A 17,701-nucleotide genomic window follows, 5' to 3' on the forward strand; every position below is an offset into this window, starting at 1 on the left:
AAGCCTCATTTAAGTTTCTTTTAAGCACATCCGAGCAATTTTGTAATTTAAAAAGAAAATAATGAACAGAATTGCAGTGCTGTGCCTGGCCGTTTCCTCATTCATGGCGGCACAACAGCAAATGTCTCTTTTGGATTGTGAAGAAGCTTTCCAGAAGAACAATCTTCAGCTGCTCGCCGAACAGTACAACATCAATATGGCTGATGCTGATATTTTGCAGGCCAAAATCTGGGAGTTACCACAATTGAGCGGACAGTTTAATGCTTACAACCCCCAGGATAAAAAGTTTTTTGATGTAGGACATTCAAAAGGAGCAGGGATTACCCAATTAATTTACATGGGTGGTAAAAAGAAAAATGAAATTGCTTTTGCTAAATCCAACAAAGAACTTGCCCAACTTCAGTTTTCCCAACTTCTTGTTGATCTGAGGGCTCAGCTTCGTACTACTTATTTTAATCTTTACTATGAAAAGCTAAAGCTTGAAAATACAGATAAGCAATTAGGATATATGAATGATCTGCTAAGTGCCTATCGTGTACAGTCTGCTAAAGGAAATGTTTCCCTTAAAGATGCGGTAAGACTGCAAAGCTTAGTAATTCAACTTAATCATGATAAGCTTGAGATCAACAAAAATATCCTTGGCTTTGAGCAGAATTTAAAAGTTCTTACCGGAATTTCAGAGGATATAGAGCCTCTAATGCCTGAATCCGAAGCTAAAGAAGCATTGGCTATCCAACCTTTTGGAGATGAAGAAGAACTTAAAAGTAAAGCCCTGGAAAATAATGCAGATTATCGATATAACTTAAAATTAATTGATAACAGTAAACTGTATGCTCAATGGCAGAAATCATTAAACGTACCAGATCTTAATGTTGGAGCAGCATGGGATCAGGCAGGGGGAACTTTCAATAATGAAGCCAATCTGACCCTAGGAATTCCTTTACCATTATGGAGAGTAAATCAGGGAAATGTGGAAAAAGCCAATTATGCGATTCAACAGAATCAGAAAAATGCAGATTTTCAGAAACTGACCCTTGAGACGAAGGTACAGGCAGCCTATAAAACCTGGAAAGCACAATATGATCAGCTTGCGGATATTAAAACAACTGATCTTCAGAATATGGATCTCGTCTATAACGGAATGATGACCAATTTTAGAAAAGGAAACGTGAACCTTATTGAATTTACTGATTTCATGGATAGCTACCGGGAAACAGCACTTCAAATTTATGATATGAAGAATGAAATCATGCAGGCGGCAGAACAACTTAACCAATTAGTACAAACGAAAATCTTCTATTAAACGATGAAAACTTATATTATCCCAGTATTGATGATCTTATCATTGATGGCCTGCTCAAAAAAAGAGGAAGAAAAGACAAATCAGGCAAAAAAAGGTTTTGAACTCAGTAACACCATGCTGAATTCAATTTCTCTGGCAAAAGCTGAAGTAAAGAATATAGAAGATGAATATAGCTTTTACGGAAAGATCTCTGCAGACAAAAACAGCTATATTGATGTTTACCCTTTGGTAGGAGGAAATGTAATGAGTGTAAATGTGGAACTTGGAGATTACGTGAGAAAAGGACAGGTTTTGGCTACTATCAGAAGTACCGAGCTGGCCGAAATTCAAAAAGATGTGAGCGATTCTAAAACAGATCTTGTAGTCGCAAAAAATAATCTTAGAGTTGCCAAAGAACTTTATGAAGGAAAATTGAATACGGAAAGAGATGTGCTGGAAGCAAAAAGTCAGTTACAGAAAGCCGAAGATCAGTTACAGAGAGCTACAGCGGTAAGTACTGTTTATAATGTGAAATCAGGGAATATATACAGTGTGGTAGCCCCTATTAACGGATATATTGTTCAGAAAAGTATCAATAAAGATATGCAGCTGAGAAGTGACCGAAGCGAAAATATTTTCGATGTTGCCAATACCACCAATGTATGGGCGATCATGAACGTAAATGAATCGGATATTGAAAAAATCAGCCTGGGAATGAGAGCTCAGGTGTCTACACTTTCTTATCCGGATAAGGTTTTTGATGGGAAAATTGATAAGATATTTAAAATCATTGATCCGCAAACCAATGCCATGCAGGCAAGAGTCGTCCTGGATAATGCCAACGGATTACTGATTCCGGATAGTAAAGCAACCATAAAAGTTTCTAGCCTGGAAAGCAATACAATGCTGACTGTTCCATCCAAAGCCGTAATTTTTGACGATAACAAAAGTTTTGTAGTGGTTTTTAAATCCAGAACCGACGTAAAAGTAAGAGAAGTAAAAGTACAGAAACAGGTAGGCGATATCACTTACATTGTGGATGGTCTTAAAGAAGGAGAAGAAGTAATTACGAACAATCAGCTGCTGATATACCGTTCTCTGAACAGTTAAAACTGTAATGATTTAAAATAAATTCTTTCAACGACTTTTTTAGGTCATTAATGCATCTATCATGAATAAATTCATTAAAAATATAATCGCTTTTTCACTCAAGAATAAAGCATTTACATTTATCTGGGTGGCTATTTTAGCCATAGCCGGCTTTATAAGTTTCAAAAATATGCCTATTGAAGCTTTTCCGGACGTTACCAATACTCAGATTGTCATCATTACCCAATGGAATGGGCGTAGTGCAGAAGAAGTAGAACGTTTTGTGACTACTCCCATAGAATTGGCAATGAGCCCGGTTCAGAAGAAAACCAGTGTGAGAAGTACCACAATGTTTGGACTTTCCATTGTTAAAATTCTGTTTGATGATGGGGTGGATGATACTTTTGCCAGAAATCAGGTCAATAACCAATTAAGAACCATTAGCCTTCCTGACGAGGTAGACCCTGAAGTGCAGCCACCCTACGGGCCAACCGGAGAAATTTTCAGATATACACTGGAAAGTAAAACAAAAGATTCCCGTAAACTGCTGACGCTGCAAAACTGGGTGATAGACCGTGCTCTAAGAGGTGTTCCCGGAGTTGCGGATATTAACGTTTTCGGTGGACAGGATAAAGTATTTGAACTAAGTATCGATCCTAGAGCGCTGGATAAATATAATCTGACACCACTTCAGGTATATGATGCGGTTACCAAGAGTAACCTGAATGTTGGCGGAGACGTTATTGAAAAAAATGGACAGGCTTATGTGGTACGAGGAATAGGTTTGGTGAAATCTATTACAGATATCGGAAATATTACCATTCAGAATGACAGCGGAAATCCGGTCCTGGTAAAAAATGTAGCAGAAGTTCACGAAAGCTCCATGCCTAGAGTAGGGCAGGCGGCCTTAAATAAACATGATGACACCGTAGAAGGTATTGTGGTGATGAGAAAAGGAGAGAACCCGAGAGAAGTTTTGGTTGGCGTAAAAGCTAAAATTAAAGAACTGAACGAAAAGATCCTTCCGAAAGACGTAAAAATGGTGACTTTCTATGACAGGGATAACCTGATGGATTTCACTACCCACACCGTAATGCATAACCTGATTGAAGGAATTGTATTGGTAACTGTGATCGTTTTGATCTTTATGGCGGACTGGAGAACGACTTTAATCGTTTCCATCATTATTCCTTTATCCTTACTATTTGCCTTTTTATGTTTAAAATTAGCAGGGATGAGTGCGAATTTACTTTCTCTGGGAGCAGTTGACTTCGGGATTATCATTGACGGAGCCGTCGTCATGGTGGAAGGCCTCTTTGTAATGCTCGACCACAAAGCACATAAATATGGAATGGAGAAATTCAACAAACTGGCAAAGGGAGGATGGATTAAACAAACCGGAACGGGACTTGGAAAAGCAATTTTCTTCTCCAAGCTGATAATCATTACTTCATTAATTCCGATCTTCTCATTCCAGAAAGTGGAAGGAAAAATGTTCTCTCCTTTAGCCTTTACTTTAGGATTTGCATTAATGGGAGCATTGATATTTACATTAACGCTGGTTCCTGTTCTTTCCCATATTCTATTAAATAAAAATGTAAGAGAAAAAAATAACCCATTTGTTAATTTTTGGGACAGAATTGTATTAAAAGGGTTCAACGTAACCTTTAAACATAAAAAAATGAGTATGATTGTGGCCATCTCATTCCTTGCGTTGACACTATTCTCTGGTAAATTCCTTGGGACAGAATTTTTGCCACAGCTTAATGAAGGTTCACTTTGGATCACTGCAGAAATGCCAATGAGTTCATCATTAAAAGAATCTTTAAAAACAGCAGATCTTCTCAAAAAAGACATTATGAGCTTCTCTGAAGTAACAGATGTTCTGGCACAGACAGGAAGAAGTAATGATGGTACTGACCCGAATGGATTCGGATTTGTGCAGTTTGCTGTAAACCTTAAGCCAAGGGAAGAATGGAAACGGAAGATTACCTACGATGAACTGATTAATGAAATCGATCAAAAGCTGAGAAGTTATCAGGGAATTACCTTCAACTACTCACAGCCGATTTCAGATAACGTGGCAGAAGCCGTAGCCGGTTTTAAAGCAGAAAACGGAATCAAAATCTATGGAGATAATTTAGAAACCCTGGATAAATTAGCGCACGAGGTCTTATCAAAGATTAAAGATGTTGAAGGAGTAAAAGATCCTGGTATTATTAAAAATATCGGTCAGCCTGAAGTAAGTGTAGTCCTGGACAGAGATAAAATGGCTGCTTACGGAGTAATGCCGGCTGATGCACAGGCTGTATTGGAAATGGCCTTTGGTGGAAAAACAGCTTCTGAAATGTTTGATGGAGAGAGGAAATTTCCGATTCGTCTCCGTTATTCACAGGAATACAGAACCAATGAAAATGATATTGCAGCTTTGATGGTGCCTACTCAGGATGGAGCAAAAATTCCTTTAAAAGAGATCAGTACCATTGTTAAAGATAACGGAGCTGCATTTATTTACAGAGATAATATCAAAAGATATATTGGAGTAAAATTCTCAATCCGTGACCGTGATTTGGGAAGTACCATTGCCGATGCTCAGAAAAAAGTAGCTACTATTGAATTTCCGGATGGATATTCTGTAGGCTGGACAGGGCAGTTTGAAAACCAACAGCGTGCTTCACACAGATTGGCTCAGGTAGTTCCGGTGAGTATTCTGATGATCTTTTTCCTTCTGTTTATCCTGTTTGGAAATATGAAAGACTCTCTTCTTGTACTGGCGAATGTTCCGTTTGCATTAATTGGAGGTATTATTGCCTTACATGTTACCGGAATCAATTTCGGAATTTCTGCAGGAGTAGGTATGATTGCTCTTCTGGGAATCTGTATACAGAATGGAGTTATCCTTATTACAGAATTTCATCAGAATGTTAAAAACGGCCTGGATATAGACAATGCCATATTAAGCGGAGTGAAGTCCAGAACAAGACCTGTTATTATGACTGCTCTTATGGCTTCTATCGGATTAATGCCAGCAGCATTGTCTACAGGGATCGGATCCGAATCTCAAAAGCCCTTAGCTATTGTAATTATTGGAGGGTTGATAACGGCCACTGTACTTACTTTGCTTATTTTTCCAATCATTTTCTGGATTTTTAACAGGCCTAAAAGGCTAAATCAAGTCTGATTATCTTTCATTTTATATATTAATTGAGCCTGAAATATTCTGTATTTCAGGCTTTTCTGTAAAAGGAGCTGTAAAAGGTTCCAGAAAGATTTTTTCAATCCGGAAAAATGTGTAAATTTGCAGTCTCAATGCATCGAAATATAAGGTTTGTCCTTCATCGGATGAGAATATTGAAAGTTTTTTGAATAAAAAGTTTTTGGTATTTAAAAATTCATTATATTTGCACACCGAAAATTTGAAAAACAATAAATAAATAATTTTAAATCATGGCAAAGGAAACGTTTAATCGTAACAAACCACACTTGAACATTGGTACTATTGGTCACGTTGACCATGGTAAAACTACTCTTACAGCTGCTATTTCTGCTGTATTAGCTAGCAAAGGTCTTGCTGAGAAAAAAGACTTCTCTTCAATTGACTCTGCTCCAGAAGAAAAAGAAAGAGGGATCACTATCAATACTGCTCACATCGAGTACGAAACTGTAAAAAGACACTATGCTCACGTTGACTGTCCAGGTCACGCCGACTATGTTAAGAACATGGTAACTGGTGCTGCTCAGATGGATGGAGCTATCGTAGTATGTGCTGCAACTGATGGTCCAATGCCTCAAACTAGAGAACATATCCTACTTTGCCGTCAGGTAAACGTACCTAAGATCGTTGTTTTCATGAACAAAGTTGACATGGTGGATGATCCAGAATTGTTAGAGCTTGTTGAAATGGAACTTAGAGATCTATTAGCTACTTATGACTTTGATGGAGATAACTCTCCAGTAATCCAAGGTTCAGCTCTTGGAGCGCTTACTGCAGCTACTAACGGTGACTCAGAAGATAAGTGGTTCAAAACTGTTGAAGCTCTTATGGATGCAGTTGATGAGTGGATCGACGAGCCAGTAAGAGATACTGACAAGCCATTCTTGATGCCAATCGAAGACGTATTCTCTATTACAGGTAGAGGTACTGTAGCAACTGGTAGAATCGAGGCTGGTGTTATCAACACTGGAGATCCAGTTGATATCGTTGGTATGGGTGAAGAAAAATTAACTTCTACTATTACAGGAGTTGAGATGTTCAGAAAAATCCTAGACAGAGGTGAAGCTGGTGATAACGTAGGTCTATTGTTGAGAGGTATTGAAAAAACTGACATCAAGAGAGGTATGGTAATCGCTAAGAAAGACTCTGTGAAACCTCACAAGAAATTCAAAGCATCTGTTTATATCCTTTCTAAAGAAGAAGGTGGACGTCACACTCCATTCCACAACAAGTACCGTCCTCAGTTCTACGTAAGAACTACTGACGTTACAGGTGAGATCTTCTTACCAGAAGGTGTAGAAATGGTAATGCCTGGTGATAACTTAGAGATCACTGTAGAATTGTTACAACCAATCGCTCTTAACGAGGGTCTTAGATTCGCGATCAGAGAAGGTGGTAGAACAGTTGGTTCAGGTCAGGTTACTGAAATCTTAGACTAATCATCTTAGAATAAATTAAGCTTCCGAAAGGAAACTCTCGGAAGCTTTTTAACTACGGGCATCGTCCAATGGTAGGATACCGGTCTCCAAAACCGTTGATCAGGGTTCGAATCCTTGTGCCCGTGCAAATATAAATTATGAGTTCATTTGTCGATTTTTTAAAAGGTTCTTATAACGAATTCAGACATAAAGTTGAATGGCCGAAATGGGCTGACCTTCAGTCGTCTACAATTGTAGTGACTATTGCGACAGTGATCTTGGCATTGTTTACATTTGGAGTTGATGAATTGTTTTCTAAATCAATCAGCAACATCATTGGTATGCTAATCAACTTGTTCAATTAATTATAAAAGTATTTTCCCAAAATGAGCGAATTGAAATGGTATGTGCTGAAAGCTATCAGCGGACAGGAAAATAAAGTGAAAAACTATATTGAGACAGAAATCAAACGTCTAGGGTTTGAGCAGTACGTTACTCAAGTGGTTATTCCTATGGAAAAGGTAATCCAAATTAGAAACGGTAAAAAAGTTCCTAAAGAGAGACCTTACTATCCTGGATACTTAATGATTGAAGCTGAGCTGATGGGAGAGATTCCTCACGTTATCAAAAACATCCCTGGAGTTATTTCTTTCTTAAGTTTAACAAAAGGTGGAGATCCTGTTCCAATGAGAAAATCAGAAGTGAACAGAATGCTTGGAAGAATGGATGAACTTTCAGAATTCGCAAGCGATGTTGAGATTCCATATGTAGTAGGTGAAAACGTAAAAGTGATCGATGGTCCTTTCAACGGATTCAATGGTACAGTTGAGAAGATTCTTGAAGATAAAAAGAAAATTGAAGTTTCTGTATTAATCTTCGGTAGAAAAACTCCGATGGAACTAAGCTACATGCAAGTAGAAAAAGTATAATATTTACTTATATAAAATATAAAAAGACTGCTATTAAGCGGTCTTTTTTGTTTTACTACTATTGATAAATAAGTAATCAGTATTGATCAATTAGATACTCCTGTGGGTCATATAAATACAGCCAATTATATTTCTTCTCAGAATAATTTATTATTGATAAAAAACAATCTGTCTTTATCTCTTAAATTTAATTTTTTATAATTTTTAACAGGTTTTTTATTAATAATATATAAAACTGCCAATCGCTGTTATCCACGTCTGGATAAAGGATCTGACTAAATTGAATATTCCCGCTTGTGGGATAATTATAGGTTTTCCTTTATTAAAAGGGCTTTCCGAAGATTGATTTATTTTTGATGGCATAGTTCTTGTAACTTATTCAGCAATTAACCCATAAAACTTATTGTTTTTCTTATTAAGTGCACTTTTTAAAGTTGCATAGCATATTTTTTGTGTTTTTGAATTAAAAACAATAAATATGATTTAATAAGATGTGGTGAATAGAAACTTATAGCAAACACATAAACGAAAAATGACAAAAACTATTTCGATGATCCTTTCATTAGGTTCAGCAGTGTTGATTAATGCCCAGGTGGGAATTAATACTGCAAAGCCGGAAAAGGAACTTACTGTGAACGGAACAATGAAGACATCCGGTATTGTTTTCAAAAAGCCCATGGAGAAATTAGGGGCAGATGAAAATTATACCTTTATTATTAAATCACCGGCTCCGGAAAATAAAATTACGGCTTACAATGATTCCTTTGTACCGAATTCTCCGGCACCTATCAATATTATTCAGTTTAAAATTACCTGTGATCCTTCAGATAAAGACTGGGTAAGAGAATTTGATACAAAAATCAATTCCAAAAAATTCTTAGTAGTAATTTCTTCCTTTGGGTTTACTCAACCTGTAAGAACGAATACTGCAGACTGGCTAACTCCAGTTCCTCAAATATTTGCTTATTCAACAGGAAACACCTGGAAATTGAAAGCAGATTATGAAGGATTTTCTCCAACTTCCAATTTACCTACCGGAGAATGGACTCTGAATTTGTTGGTATATGATAGATCCTATGCAAAAGAATTAAACTCAACTCAGGATCTCAGATCTTCTACAACTGGTGCTGCAGCAGCTCCCTTAATTCAATAAAAACACAAACATGAAAAAAATTATCTCTTTATTCTTTGTAGCTGCGGCCACTCTAGGTTTAAAAGCACAAATTGGAATTAATACAGCCAACCCAAAAGGAACACTTGATGTAGAAGGAGAAACTCTTGTAGAATCTTATTTAATAGATACTGAAAATGTAACAGCAAGAGGGAATTACCTATTACTTACCCGTTCAAAAGATACATCTCCAGTAGGAAAAGTAAAACTTTTGGATATTACCCTTCGTAATGTAGCACCGGTAAATATGTATACTGTTGTTTTAAAAAATGTAAAACAGGATGAAGTTATCAATCTGAATACAGGGTTAGATGCAGATAAATATGTTGTAGCAATTACTGGAGCTATTTTTAGTGGTGCCGTTTCTGCAACAACTACAGCAACTTCGAGACTGTATGGGGCTTATTCAACGGAAGTAACCAAAGTGCAGAAGAACGGGAAAAATTACCAGGCTATTAATTTAAGCTTTAAAGGGGCAGGAACAGTGAATTCACAAAACGGAACCTGGACATTAACATTAAATGTATTTGAAAAATCTCTTGTAAAAGACTGGGGAACATTTGAGGGCTCAGTATCTGCTGCAGCTTCCTTTTCCGGAGTATCAACCAATACGCCTCTTGGGCTTCAATAATAAAACATGATAAGAAAAATTTATATTACAATGATGATAGGATTGGGTGTGCTTTTGAATGCTCAAACCGGTAGAGTAGGAATCAAAACAGATAAACCTACAGAAACACTTGATGTCAACGGAAAAACATATACCAATTCACTATACCTTAGAAATCCGGGAGAACCTACCATGACTGGGGGAAGTTTTTTGGCAACATCAGAAAATGCACTGCAGGTTTATGATCCGAATCTTGAAAGCAGTGGATTGTTCAATTATATTAAACTTAGCCTTACCAATGTTTCAGGCGCTGGGATTACAGATTATGATACTAAGATAGATGCTAATAATTTCCTGGTTGTACTTCACAATTATTCTTTTAAGCTTAGCAATGGTAATACGAACGTGATGCTTGATTATGGTGATAACGGAGTAAATGATAACAAACAGGGGTCTCCTGATGTAGTTGCATTTAAAAGTAATGGAACCTGGCATATTAAGGCTAGATTTACAGATAGTAGAATTATTGCGAATACATCAGCAGGTCCGTCAAGAGATTATAATACTTTTACCGTAGATCTTTATCTGATGGCTTACAAAAGACTGATTACAAAACATAATATCAATGATGTGAGTGCAGATCTTAACGGAACTAATGGCTCTACTCAGACAATTAATAAACCATCCGGTTTTTAAATCGTAAACACAAAAACAAGTATAAAGAAAAGCCAGACTGTATTTTTAATAGTCTGGCTTTTTATGTATAAAACATAATACCAACTAGCGTAAGTGGATTTTCTAGTTTAGTAATTTTATTATTACTGTTGAAATGTTTTATTGATGTATTTTTCTTTAACCCTAATAGTTTAATTGGAAGAAAGGGTACGAGTTGTCTGTTCTTCTTTTGGTTATTGGATAAAAGAGTATATTCATCATATAAAAAATTGAAGTCCAAACTTCTGGATATTAATTTTTTTAAAACTTTTTAAAAATCAGCAATATCCGTTTGTAGTTTCAAAAATATTTTATACTTTTGCAGTCCAAAAAGTAGGTTTGTCATAAGTGAGTGCGATAACCTACTGAATAATAAATGCTTCCAAACTCATTAATTATTCAAATTTAAAAAACAAACAATGGCTAAGAAAGTCTTTAAAATGGTAAAGCTTCAGGTGAAAGGTGGCGCAGCTAACCCTTCTCCACCAGTAGGTCCAGCATTGGGTTCTGCAGGTGTGAACATCATGGAGTTTTGTAAGCAATTTAACGGAAGAACCCAAGATAAGCCAGGGCAAGTTTTACCTGTAGTAATTACAGTATACGAAGACAAATCTTTTGAATTCGTTATTAAAACTCCACCTGCAGCAATTCAGTTAATGGATGCGGCTAAGATCAAGGGAGGTTCTGGTGAACCAAACAGAAACAAAGTAGGAGCTGTAACTTGGGAACAAGTAAAGAAAATCGCTGAAGATAAAATGGCGGATCTTAACTGTTTTACAATGGACTCTGCAGTTTCTATGGTTGCAGGTACTGCTAGATCTATGGGATTAAGAGTAACAGGAACTAAACCAACTTTTAACGCTTAAAACTATTAGAAATGGCAAAATTGACTAAAAAGCAAAAGGAAGCTTTAAGCAAAGTAGAAAAAGGAAGAATCTATAACCTTGAAGAAGGTTCAGCTCTTGTAAAAGAAGTGAACACTGCAAAGTTTGATGCTTCTGTAGATATCGCTGTAAGATTAGGAGTAGACCCAAGAAAAGCAAACCAAATGGTAAGAGGTGTTGTATCTCTTCCTCACGGTACTGGTAAAGATGTTAAAGTTTTGGCTTTAGTAACTCCAGATAAAGAAGCAGAAGCTAAAGCTGCTGGTGCTGATTATGTAGGTCTTGACGAATATTTACAAAAAATTAAAGATGGTTGGACAGACGTTGACGTTATCGTTACGATGCCAGCTGTTATGGGTAAATTAGGTCCATTAGGTAGAGTATTAGGTCCAAGAGGTTTAATGCCAAACCCTAAATCAGGAACTGTAACAATGGAAATTGGTAAAGCAGTAACTGAAGTGAAAGCAGGTAAAATTGATTTCAAAGTAGACAAGTATGGTATCATCCACGCTGGTATTGGTAAAGTATCTTTCGATGCTGCTAAGATCAAAGAAAATGCGCAGGAATTGATCTCTACATTGATCAAAATGAAGCCAACTGCTGCTAAAGGAACTTATGTGAAGTCTATCTATTTGTCTTCTACAATGAGCCCTGGTATTGCAATTGATACGAAATCTGTTAACTAATAATAATCCTTAAGACAATGACAAAAGACCAAAAAGTTGTAGCAATACAAGAGATCAAAGATTTGCTTCAGGATGCAAAAGTAGTATACGTAGCAGATTTAGACGGTTTGAACGCTGGTAAATCTTCTGACTTCAGAAGACAGGCTTTCAAGCAAAACATCAAAGTAAAAGTTGTAAAAAATACACTTTTACAGAAAGCAATGGAGCAAATTGAAGGAGTAGATTACTCTGAAATGTTCCCTACTTTCAAAGGAAACTCAGCGTTGATGATTGCTGATACAGCAAACGCTCCTGCTAAGTTAATCCAAGGATTCAGAAAGAAAGAAGAAAAGCCAGCTTTAAAGTCTGCTTTTGTTCAGGAAACTTTCTACTTAGGTGACAACAACCTAGACATGTTGGCTAACATCAAGTCTAGAGAAGAAATGATCGGTGAAATCATCGGATTACTTCAGTCTCCAATCCAGAGAGTTGTTTCTGCTCTTCAAAACAAACCTGAAACTGTAGAAGCTAAAGCTGAAGAAGCTGCTCCTGTAGTTGAAGAAACTCCTGCTGCTGAAGCTCCAGAAGCTGCTGCAGAAAGCACTGAAGAAACAAGTGCTGAATAATTACACTCAAGAAATTAAATAAATAATCAACAAAAACATTACAACAATGTCAGATTTAAAAAATTTAGCTGAAACGCTAGTAAACCTAACTGTAAAAGACGTAAACGAATTAGCTACTATCCTTAAGGATGAGTACGGAATTGAGCCAGCTGCTGCTGCTGTAGTTGTTGCTGCAGGTGGTGCAGGTGAAGCTGCTGAAGAAAAGACTGAATTCGACGTAATTCTTAAGTCTGCAGGTGCTTCTAAATTAGCTATCGTTAAATTAGTAAAAGATTTAACTGGTGCTGGTCTTAAAGAAGCTAAAGATATCGTAGACGGAGCTCCTTCTGCAATTAAAGAAGGTGTATCTAAAGACGAAGCTGAAGCTCTTAAGAAGCAATTAGAAGAAGCTGGTGCTGAAGTAGAATTGAAATAATTTCAATTTTATTATAAATATAAGAAGCCTGAGCATTTGCTCAGGCTTTTTTTATGGTTAAACCTAAATAAGTTTTACATTTATTGATAATTGTATTTGAATATTTTTATAATGTATTATATTATATTTTGTTATTATTATTTATTCCTTAATTATTAACATAATAATTTGTTCTTTATTTGTTTATTTTATGTTTTTGGTAATTTTTTTCATTAAAACATTGTTTTATTTGGAAAAGTATTATATTTGTATCAATAAAAAAACACAAAATTGGATAGAAATTATTTTCTTTCCTATAGTCAAATAGTATTTCTTCTGCTATTATCGGCTGTAGGAAAACTAAACGCAAAGATTATATCCACCACAATGAGCAAGTCTGAATTGGTGCTTCATCAGGATATAAATGCTACTGATCTTTACCTGTATTTATCTGATGCTTTTTCAAAGAAATCTGTGAATACTGTGGGATGCATATCTCATCATCATACGATAGTCAATGATGATTCTCATAGTGCTGTTTTTGAACATTCTTTACACAAAAATTTTCCAGTTGTTAGTGACCAGACTTTTTTTCTCTTGTCTCTGCAGAATTTAAAGTCTGTTGCTGTATGGAACAAGTGGAGAATATTAGGTGCTACTGGCCATATTGGTGTGTTAAGTATATTCACACAGATAAAAAAATTTTACATCAACTCTATTAAGCTGGTTGATGGTTTTATGTTTGTCATTAAGATTCCCGACAAATGTATTAATACCTCTATAAAATAATATTTCTGACTTTTTACGGTTTCTCTTCTAGTTTCATTTATTGTTTTAAATGAAATAGCCACTAAACTGCTTTTTTTTAAAAAAACAAACAAAAAAAACAACAAATATCAACTAAAAAATGAAAAACAAATTATTCACACTAGCACTTTTATCTGTCGGATTTACAATTTCTGCACAGGTTGGGATTAGAATAGATCAGCCTCAGGCTAGTCTGGATGTCATGGGATTTCCATCCGATGCAAATAAACTTGATGGAATTATTGCACCGAGACTTACAGGAGTACAGTTAAAAGCTAAAAACTATACCGCAGCCCAAACCGGAGCCATAGTATATGTTACTGCAGCAGAAACTGCCCCTACCGGACAAACCGTAGATGTTTTAACACCTGGTTACTATTATTTTGATGGGACAAAATGGGGGAACTTAAATGGAAACTGGCGCACAGTAGGAAACAGCGGTACAACGGCCACATCTTCAACATTAGGTACAGATATTTCTACTGGAAATTATCTGGGAACAATTGATGCCCAGAATCTGGTACTGGCCACTCAAAAAAATGTAAAAGCAATTCTTGATGTAAGTGGAACATTACAAGGTGGAAATGTCAATGATGCATCAGGGCCTTATGCATCTTTTTCCTGGGGATCTAATAATATAACCAATTCAACATCTTCCAATGTTGCAATTGGGAGAAACAATACTGCTACTGCCATTAATGCTAATTTTCCAGCTTTAGCTATTGGTGCCAATAACTCAGCTACAAGTGGAGCCAAGATTATTGGGAACTCTAATACAGCATCAGGGGCTAATCATTTTGTATTTGGAAACTCCAATACAGTGAGTGGTGCAACGGGACTTACCCTTGGAAATTTACATAATAATAAAGGCGGAATTACTATAGGGAGTGGAAATACAGTAGACACAAACAGTTTTGCTGTTGGCTCTGCAAGTTCAGCACTAGGTGGAAAAGCATTTGCAGTAGGGTTTTCCGGAACAGCTAATTCAGGACAAACAGTATATGCAAACGGAACACAGGTTTTTTTTAACGAGAATAATGCTGCCACTACGAATGTAGGAATCAATATGATTCCCAGCTCAGTAAATTTTGCAGATCTGGAAGTGAGTAAAGCAATACAGATTAAAGCGAATGCAAGGCCAACCTGTGATGCCTCAAATGCGGGAACCATTATATATGAAGTATCATCATCAGTGGGGAGCTTTGTAGGATGTAAACAGACTGGTGCCAGTGCTTTTGCATGGCAGACCCTTTAAAAAAATAGAAACACAAACTTTATAAAACAATAAAAAATGACCAAAAAATTATTCGGGAAACTAGCGGCAATGCTGATGATGTTGATAATGTCAACAGCAGTATTTGCGCAGCAGGGTTATGAACCTATCCGTGGGATGGGGGTAGAAGCAAAACCGGTAAACAATTCCGGGATTTGTTTAGCATGCTATAACGGAAATATGAATCCGGTGGTGGATGCCAGTTTGGATAACAGCGTAAATATGGGAAATTTCGCTTCATTAATAAGCGGAAATGGGATCTCTGTAAAAAATAACAATACCACTTATCCGGCTGGGTATATTACCGGATTTAATGTGGATCTTGGGACAAGTTTTATTACGATTGATCTTTTAAGTTCATTAAGAATCAGTACTTATAAAAATGGAGTTCTTCAGGAAACTACTACAAGCAGTACACTTTTATCAGTGCCGGCATTCGGAGGAAGTAAAAACAGAATATTCTTGCATTTTAAAACTTCAAAAGAGTTTGATGAAGTGAGATTATATCAAACCAATGTTCTTTCCGTATTCAGCGCAATGAACGTGTACTATGCATTTGCATTTGATCCTACTAAAGTACCTACAGATAACAACGGAATTTGTGATGATATCATTGCAGGAAGTGGTGTAGATGGTAATGTATCTGGAAGCAGCAGTTTCCTCGCTCCGCTTTCTTACGTTCAGAATAAAGAAAATATAGGTGACGGAAATAAAAACTCTTTTGGAAAAATAGTTCTTCCGATAGGATTGTTAGGATCTTATTCAGTAGGAGTTTTAGATAAAAATCAGGTATATCCTGCAGGAAACAGAACAGGATTTGTAATTGAGCCAGACGATCAGGGGAAATTATTAAGTGCTGAATTTTTAAAGAATATTACGATTGAAACTTATTTATTTGGTCAGCTTCAAGATTCAAGGCAGCTTTCAGATGGCGGAGGACTGATTAATATTAAAGTTCTTGGATACGGTTCAGGAAAACAAAAAGTAACTTTAACAACCACAAAGCCTTTCAATGAGGTAAGGTTAAAGATTACTCAAACGGTTGGATTCAACTTGGGAGCTCTTAAAGTATACTATGCTTTTGAAGAACCAATCTCTTGTGAGTGTGATGATAAAATTCAAACCAGTGGATCAGCGGTACCTGGAAATATAGTAACAGGATCAAACTGGACATCAGGTCCTGGATTCTTAGGCCTTATTTTGGCTAAAATGACAAGCCCGGAAGCTATTGTGGATAACAATCCATCGAACTATGCAACAGCAACAGTTCCGGCTGCTTCAATCTTCAGTATTTTCTCAGCATTTGCTACAGTAAGCAGTAATAGTGTGCTTCCTGCCAATACGATGGCTGGATTTACAGTAGAAAAAGCAGGGAACCTATTGGGAGTAAGTGTTCTTGAAAATATTACGGTAACATTATATAATGGAAACTCGGTAACAGACACCTTTACTAGCTCGGGAAGTCTTATCAGTGGAAATTTCTTTACTACAAATTCCAATAAATTTTATGTGGGTGGAAAGGCTACAAAACCTTTTAACAGAATGAAAATAACCTTCAATAGTGGAACAGCAATCCGTATTCCTCAGAGTTATTACATCTATAATGCATTTGCCAGTAAAGATGATGATAATGATGGAGTTCCAAACTGTTTCGACCGTTGCCCTGGCGGAGATGACAGTATTGATAATAATGGTAATGGTATTCCGGACTGTGCAGAAGGATGTACAGTGGTAATGATAAGTCGCCAACATTAGATACAGACGGTGACGGTATTGTAGATGCCTGTGATTTTGATTCTGACAATGATGGTATTCCGGATTCTCTAGAAGATTTTGATAAGAATGCCAAGTTTGAAGATGATGACCTGGAAGGAGATATCTTAATTACTCCTATCCTGGGAGATGCTGTTCCAAACTATCGTGATCTGGATTCAGACAATGATGGAATTTTAGATCTGTTTGAATCTGGTATTCCAGTCTCAGTAATCAACCAAATTGATACAGATCATAATGGTGTTATTGATAGTGGAGTTGCAGTAGGTCAAAACGGTTTGGCAGATGTATTGGAAACGTATCCGGATTCCGGAACTTTAAAATATTCAATTAGAAATGTAGATGGTGATAATACTCCTGATTTCCTTGATGTTACTTCTAATGGTTCAGACTTTGATCTGTATCAGATAGGAAAAGGAAACCTTGATACATTAGGAGGTGGATTTATCTCTACAATTAATGATGGTGATAAAGATGGTATTCAGGCAGTAGTAGATACAGACCTTGTGAAGAGAGGTGCTCCGAATTCTCCACTTTCTCCATATGCTTCATTATTGAAAAATGCATTGACTGGTACAGCAAAAAATGCAGGAACTTCAGAAATAACACAGGCAGCTAATGATGTCAAAATATACCCTAACCCTGTAAAAGCTGGAGAAAGTCTTATGGTTACAGCAGCAGAAGAAGGAAATTATACATTGTTCTCTGCCGAAGGAAAAGCGGTGAAGTCTGGTAAATTCTCTGCACGCACAGGTATCGATACCGCTGCGTTGCCTACAGGAATTTATATCATTAAGATTGAAACTAAATCAACTTTGAAATCTTATAAGGTTATTGTGAAATAATCTTGTA

General features: G+C 36.5%; 17 protein-coding genes and 1 tRNA gene. All 18 read left to right on the top strand.

All coding sequences use genetic code 11. From position 1 onward, the window contains the following. Positions 1 to 61: 61 nt before the first annotated feature. The 18 genes from BOQ64_RS06315 to BOQ64_RS06400 all read left to right on the top strand — a co-directional run bounded on the left by BOQ64_RS06315 (position 62) and on the right by BOQ64_RS06400 (position 17,694). Positions 62 to 1,303, top strand: a complete 1,242-nt coding sequence (locus BOQ64_RS06315; RefSeq protein ID WP_129054286.1) for a TolC family protein — start codon at positions 62 to 64, stop codon at positions 1,301 to 1,303. Positions 1,304 to 1,306: 3 nt separating this feature from the next. Continuing rightward, positions 1,307 to 2,392 carry an efflux RND transporter periplasmic adaptor subunit gene (locus tag BOQ64_RS06320; RefSeq protein WP_129054288.1) on the top strand — a complete coding sequence of 362 codons (1,086 nt, stop codon included), beginning with the start codon at positions 1,307 to 1,309 and terminating at the stop codon, positions 2,390 to 2,392. Between the two features lie 61 nt (positions 2,393 to 2,453). Continuing rightward, the gene (locus BOQ64_RS06325; protein WP_129059662.1) at positions 2,454 to 5,552 is read left to right on the top strand and encodes an efflux RND transporter permease subunit; all 3,099 of its coding nucleotides are present in this window, start codon (positions 2,454 to 2,456) and stop codon (positions 5,550 to 5,552) included. Positions 5,553 to 5,818: 266 nt separating this feature from the next. Next, the gene (tuf, locus tag BOQ64_RS06330) at positions 5,819 to 7,024 is read left to right on the top strand and encodes an elongation factor Tu (protein WP_045501120.1); all 1,206 of its coding nucleotides are present in this window, start codon (positions 5,819 to 5,821) and stop codon (positions 7,022 to 7,024) included. A gap of 54 nt (positions 7,025 to 7,078) precedes the next feature. Then, positions 7,079 to 7,149 (top strand) — tRNA-Trp (locus BOQ64_RS06335). Positions 7,150 to 7,161: 12 nt separating this feature from the next. Then, positions 7,162 to 7,368, top strand: a complete 207-nt coding sequence (gene secE, locus BOQ64_RS06340) for a preprotein translocase subunit SecE (protein WP_045501119.1) — start codon at positions 7,162 to 7,164, stop codon at positions 7,366 to 7,368. 21 nt (positions 7,369 to 7,389) lie between these two features. After that, positions 7,390 to 7,932 carry a transcription termination/antitermination protein NusG gene (nusG, locus tag BOQ64_RS06345; RefSeq protein WP_065395256.1) on the top strand — a complete coding sequence of 181 codons (543 nt, stop codon included), beginning with the start codon at positions 7,390 to 7,392 and terminating at the stop codon, positions 7,930 to 7,932. Between the two features lie 532 nt (positions 7,933 to 8,464). Then, positions 8,465 to 9,085, top strand: coding sequence for a hypothetical protein (locus BOQ64_RS06350; RefSeq protein ID WP_129054290.1), 621 nt, complete (start codon positions 8,465 to 8,467; stop codon positions 9,083 to 9,085). Positions 9,086 to 9,095: 10 nt separating this feature from the next. Beyond that, on the top strand, positions 9,096 to 9,734 hold the full coding sequence (locus BOQ64_RS06355) for a hypothetical protein (RefSeq protein WP_129054292.1): 639 nt from the start codon (positions 9,096 to 9,098) through the stop codon (positions 9,732 to 9,734). A gap of 6 nt (positions 9,735 to 9,740) precedes the next feature. Then, positions 9,741 to 10,409, top strand: a complete 669-nt coding sequence (locus BOQ64_RS06360) for a hypothetical protein (protein WP_129054294.1) — start codon at positions 9,741 to 9,743, stop codon at positions 10,407 to 10,409. A gap of 437 nt (positions 10,410 to 10,846) precedes the next feature. Further along, on the top strand, positions 10,847 to 11,293 hold the full coding sequence (gene rplK, locus BOQ64_RS06365) for a 50S ribosomal protein L11 (RefSeq protein ID WP_045501113.1): 447 nt from the start codon (positions 10,847 to 10,849) through the stop codon (positions 11,291 to 11,293). Positions 11,294 to 11,304: 11 nt separating this feature from the next. After that, positions 11,305 to 11,997 (top strand): 50S ribosomal protein L1, encoded by a 693-nt coding sequence (gene rplA / locus BOQ64_RS06370; protein WP_045501112.1) that lies wholly within the window; start codon positions 11,305 to 11,307, stop codon positions 11,995 to 11,997. Between the two features lie 17 nt (positions 11,998 to 12,014). Next, positions 12,015 to 12,602: a 50S ribosomal protein L10 gene (gene rplJ / locus BOQ64_RS06375; RefSeq protein ID WP_045501111.1), complete on the top strand. Its 588-nt coding sequence runs from the start codon at positions 12,015 to 12,017 to the stop codon at positions 12,600 to 12,602. Positions 12,603 to 12,648: 46 nt separating this feature from the next. Next, complete coding sequence (gene rplL, locus BOQ64_RS06380; protein WP_045501110.1) at positions 12,649 to 13,017, top strand: 50S ribosomal protein L7/L12; 369 nt, start codon at positions 12,649 to 12,651, stop codon at positions 13,015 to 13,017. A 270-nt stretch (positions 13,018 to 13,287) separates the two neighbouring features. Beyond that, a complete protein-coding gene (locus BOQ64_RS06385; protein WP_129054295.1) occupies positions 13,288 to 13,785 on the top strand; it encodes a hypothetical protein in 498 nt (165 codons plus the stop codon). 118 nt (positions 13,786 to 13,903) lie between these two features. Continuing rightward, positions 13,904 to 15,058, top strand: a complete 1,155-nt coding sequence (locus BOQ64_RS06390; RefSeq protein WP_129054297.1) for a hypothetical protein — start codon at positions 13,904 to 13,906, stop codon at positions 15,056 to 15,058. Positions 15,059 to 15,094: 36 nt separating this feature from the next. After that, positions 15,095 to 16,831 (top strand): hypothetical protein, encoded by a 1,737-nt coding sequence (locus BOQ64_RS06395; protein WP_129059663.1) that lies wholly within the window; start codon positions 15,095 to 15,097, stop codon positions 16,829 to 16,831. Next, positions 16,798 to 17,694 (top strand): T9SS type A sorting domain-containing protein, encoded by an 897-nt coding sequence (locus BOQ64_RS06400; protein WP_129059664.1) that lies wholly within the window; start codon positions 16,798 to 16,800, stop codon positions 17,692 to 17,694. Before BOQ64_RS06395 ends, BOQ64_RS06400 begins: the two co-directional genes overlap by 34 nt. Positions 17,695 to 17,701 lie beyond the last annotated feature (7 nt).

The sequence above is a fragment of the Chryseobacterium sp. CH25 genome, assembly GCF_004119455.1.
GTDB lineage: Bacteria > Bacteroidota > Bacteroidia > Flavobacteriales > Weeksellaceae > Chryseobacterium.

What these genes read in the sequence shown, in the direction of transcription:
- BOQ64_RS06315 (WP_129054286.1), top strand. Translation starts at nt 62, where the DNA reads ATGAACAGAATTGCAGTGCTGTGCCTGGCCGTTTCCTCATTCATGGCG.
- BOQ64_RS06320 (WP_129054288.1), top strand. Translation starts at nt 1,307, where the DNA reads ATGAAAACTTATATTATCCCAGTATTGATGATCTTATCATTGATGGCC.
- BOQ64_RS06325 (WP_129059662.1), top strand. Translation starts at nt 2,454, where the DNA reads ATGAATAAATTCATTAAAAATATAATCGCTTTTTCACTCAAGAATAAA.
- tuf (WP_045501120.1), top strand. Translation starts at nt 5,819, where the DNA reads ATGGCAAAGGAAACGTTTAATCGTAACAAACCACACTTGAACATTGGT.
- secE (WP_045501119.1), top strand. Translation starts at nt 7,162, where the DNA reads ATGAGTTCATTTGTCGATTTTTTAAAAGGTTCTTATAACGAATTCAGA.
- nusG (WP_065395256.1), top strand. Translation starts at nt 7,390, where the DNA reads ATGAGCGAATTGAAATGGTATGTGCTGAAAGCTATCAGCGGACAGGAA.
- BOQ64_RS06350 (WP_129054290.1), top strand. Translation starts at nt 8,465, where the DNA reads ATGACAAAAACTATTTCGATGATCCTTTCATTAGGTTCAGCAGTGTTG.
- BOQ64_RS06355 (WP_129054292.1), top strand. Translation starts at nt 9,096, where the DNA reads ATGAAAAAAATTATCTCTTTATTCTTTGTAGCTGCGGCCACTCTAGGT.
- BOQ64_RS06360 (WP_129054294.1), top strand. Translation starts at nt 9,741, where the DNA reads ATGATAAGAAAAATTTATATTACAATGATGATAGGATTGGGTGTGCTT.
- rplK (WP_045501113.1), top strand. Translation starts at nt 10,847, where the DNA reads ATGGCTAAGAAAGTCTTTAAAATGGTAAAGCTTCAGGTGAAAGGTGGC.
- rplA (WP_045501112.1), top strand. Translation starts at nt 11,305, where the DNA reads ATGGCAAAATTGACTAAAAAGCAAAAGGAAGCTTTAAGCAAAGTAGAA.
- rplJ (WP_045501111.1), top strand. Translation starts at nt 12,015, where the DNA reads ATGACAAAAGACCAAAAAGTTGTAGCAATACAAGAGATCAAAGATTTG.
- rplL (WP_045501110.1), top strand. Translation starts at nt 12,649, where the DNA reads ATGTCAGATTTAAAAAATTTAGCTGAAACGCTAGTAAACCTAACTGTA.
- BOQ64_RS06390 (WP_129054297.1), top strand. Translation starts at nt 13,904, where the DNA reads ATGAAAAACAAATTATTCACACTAGCACTTTTATCTGTCGGATTTACA.
- BOQ64_RS06395 (WP_129059663.1), top strand. Translation starts at nt 15,095, where the DNA reads ATGACCAAAAAATTATTCGGGAAACTAGCGGCAATGCTGATGATGTTG.
- BOQ64_RS06400 (WP_129059664.1), top strand. Translation starts at nt 16,798, where the DNA reads ATGTACAGTGGTAATGATAAGTCGCCAACATTAGATACAGACGGTGAC.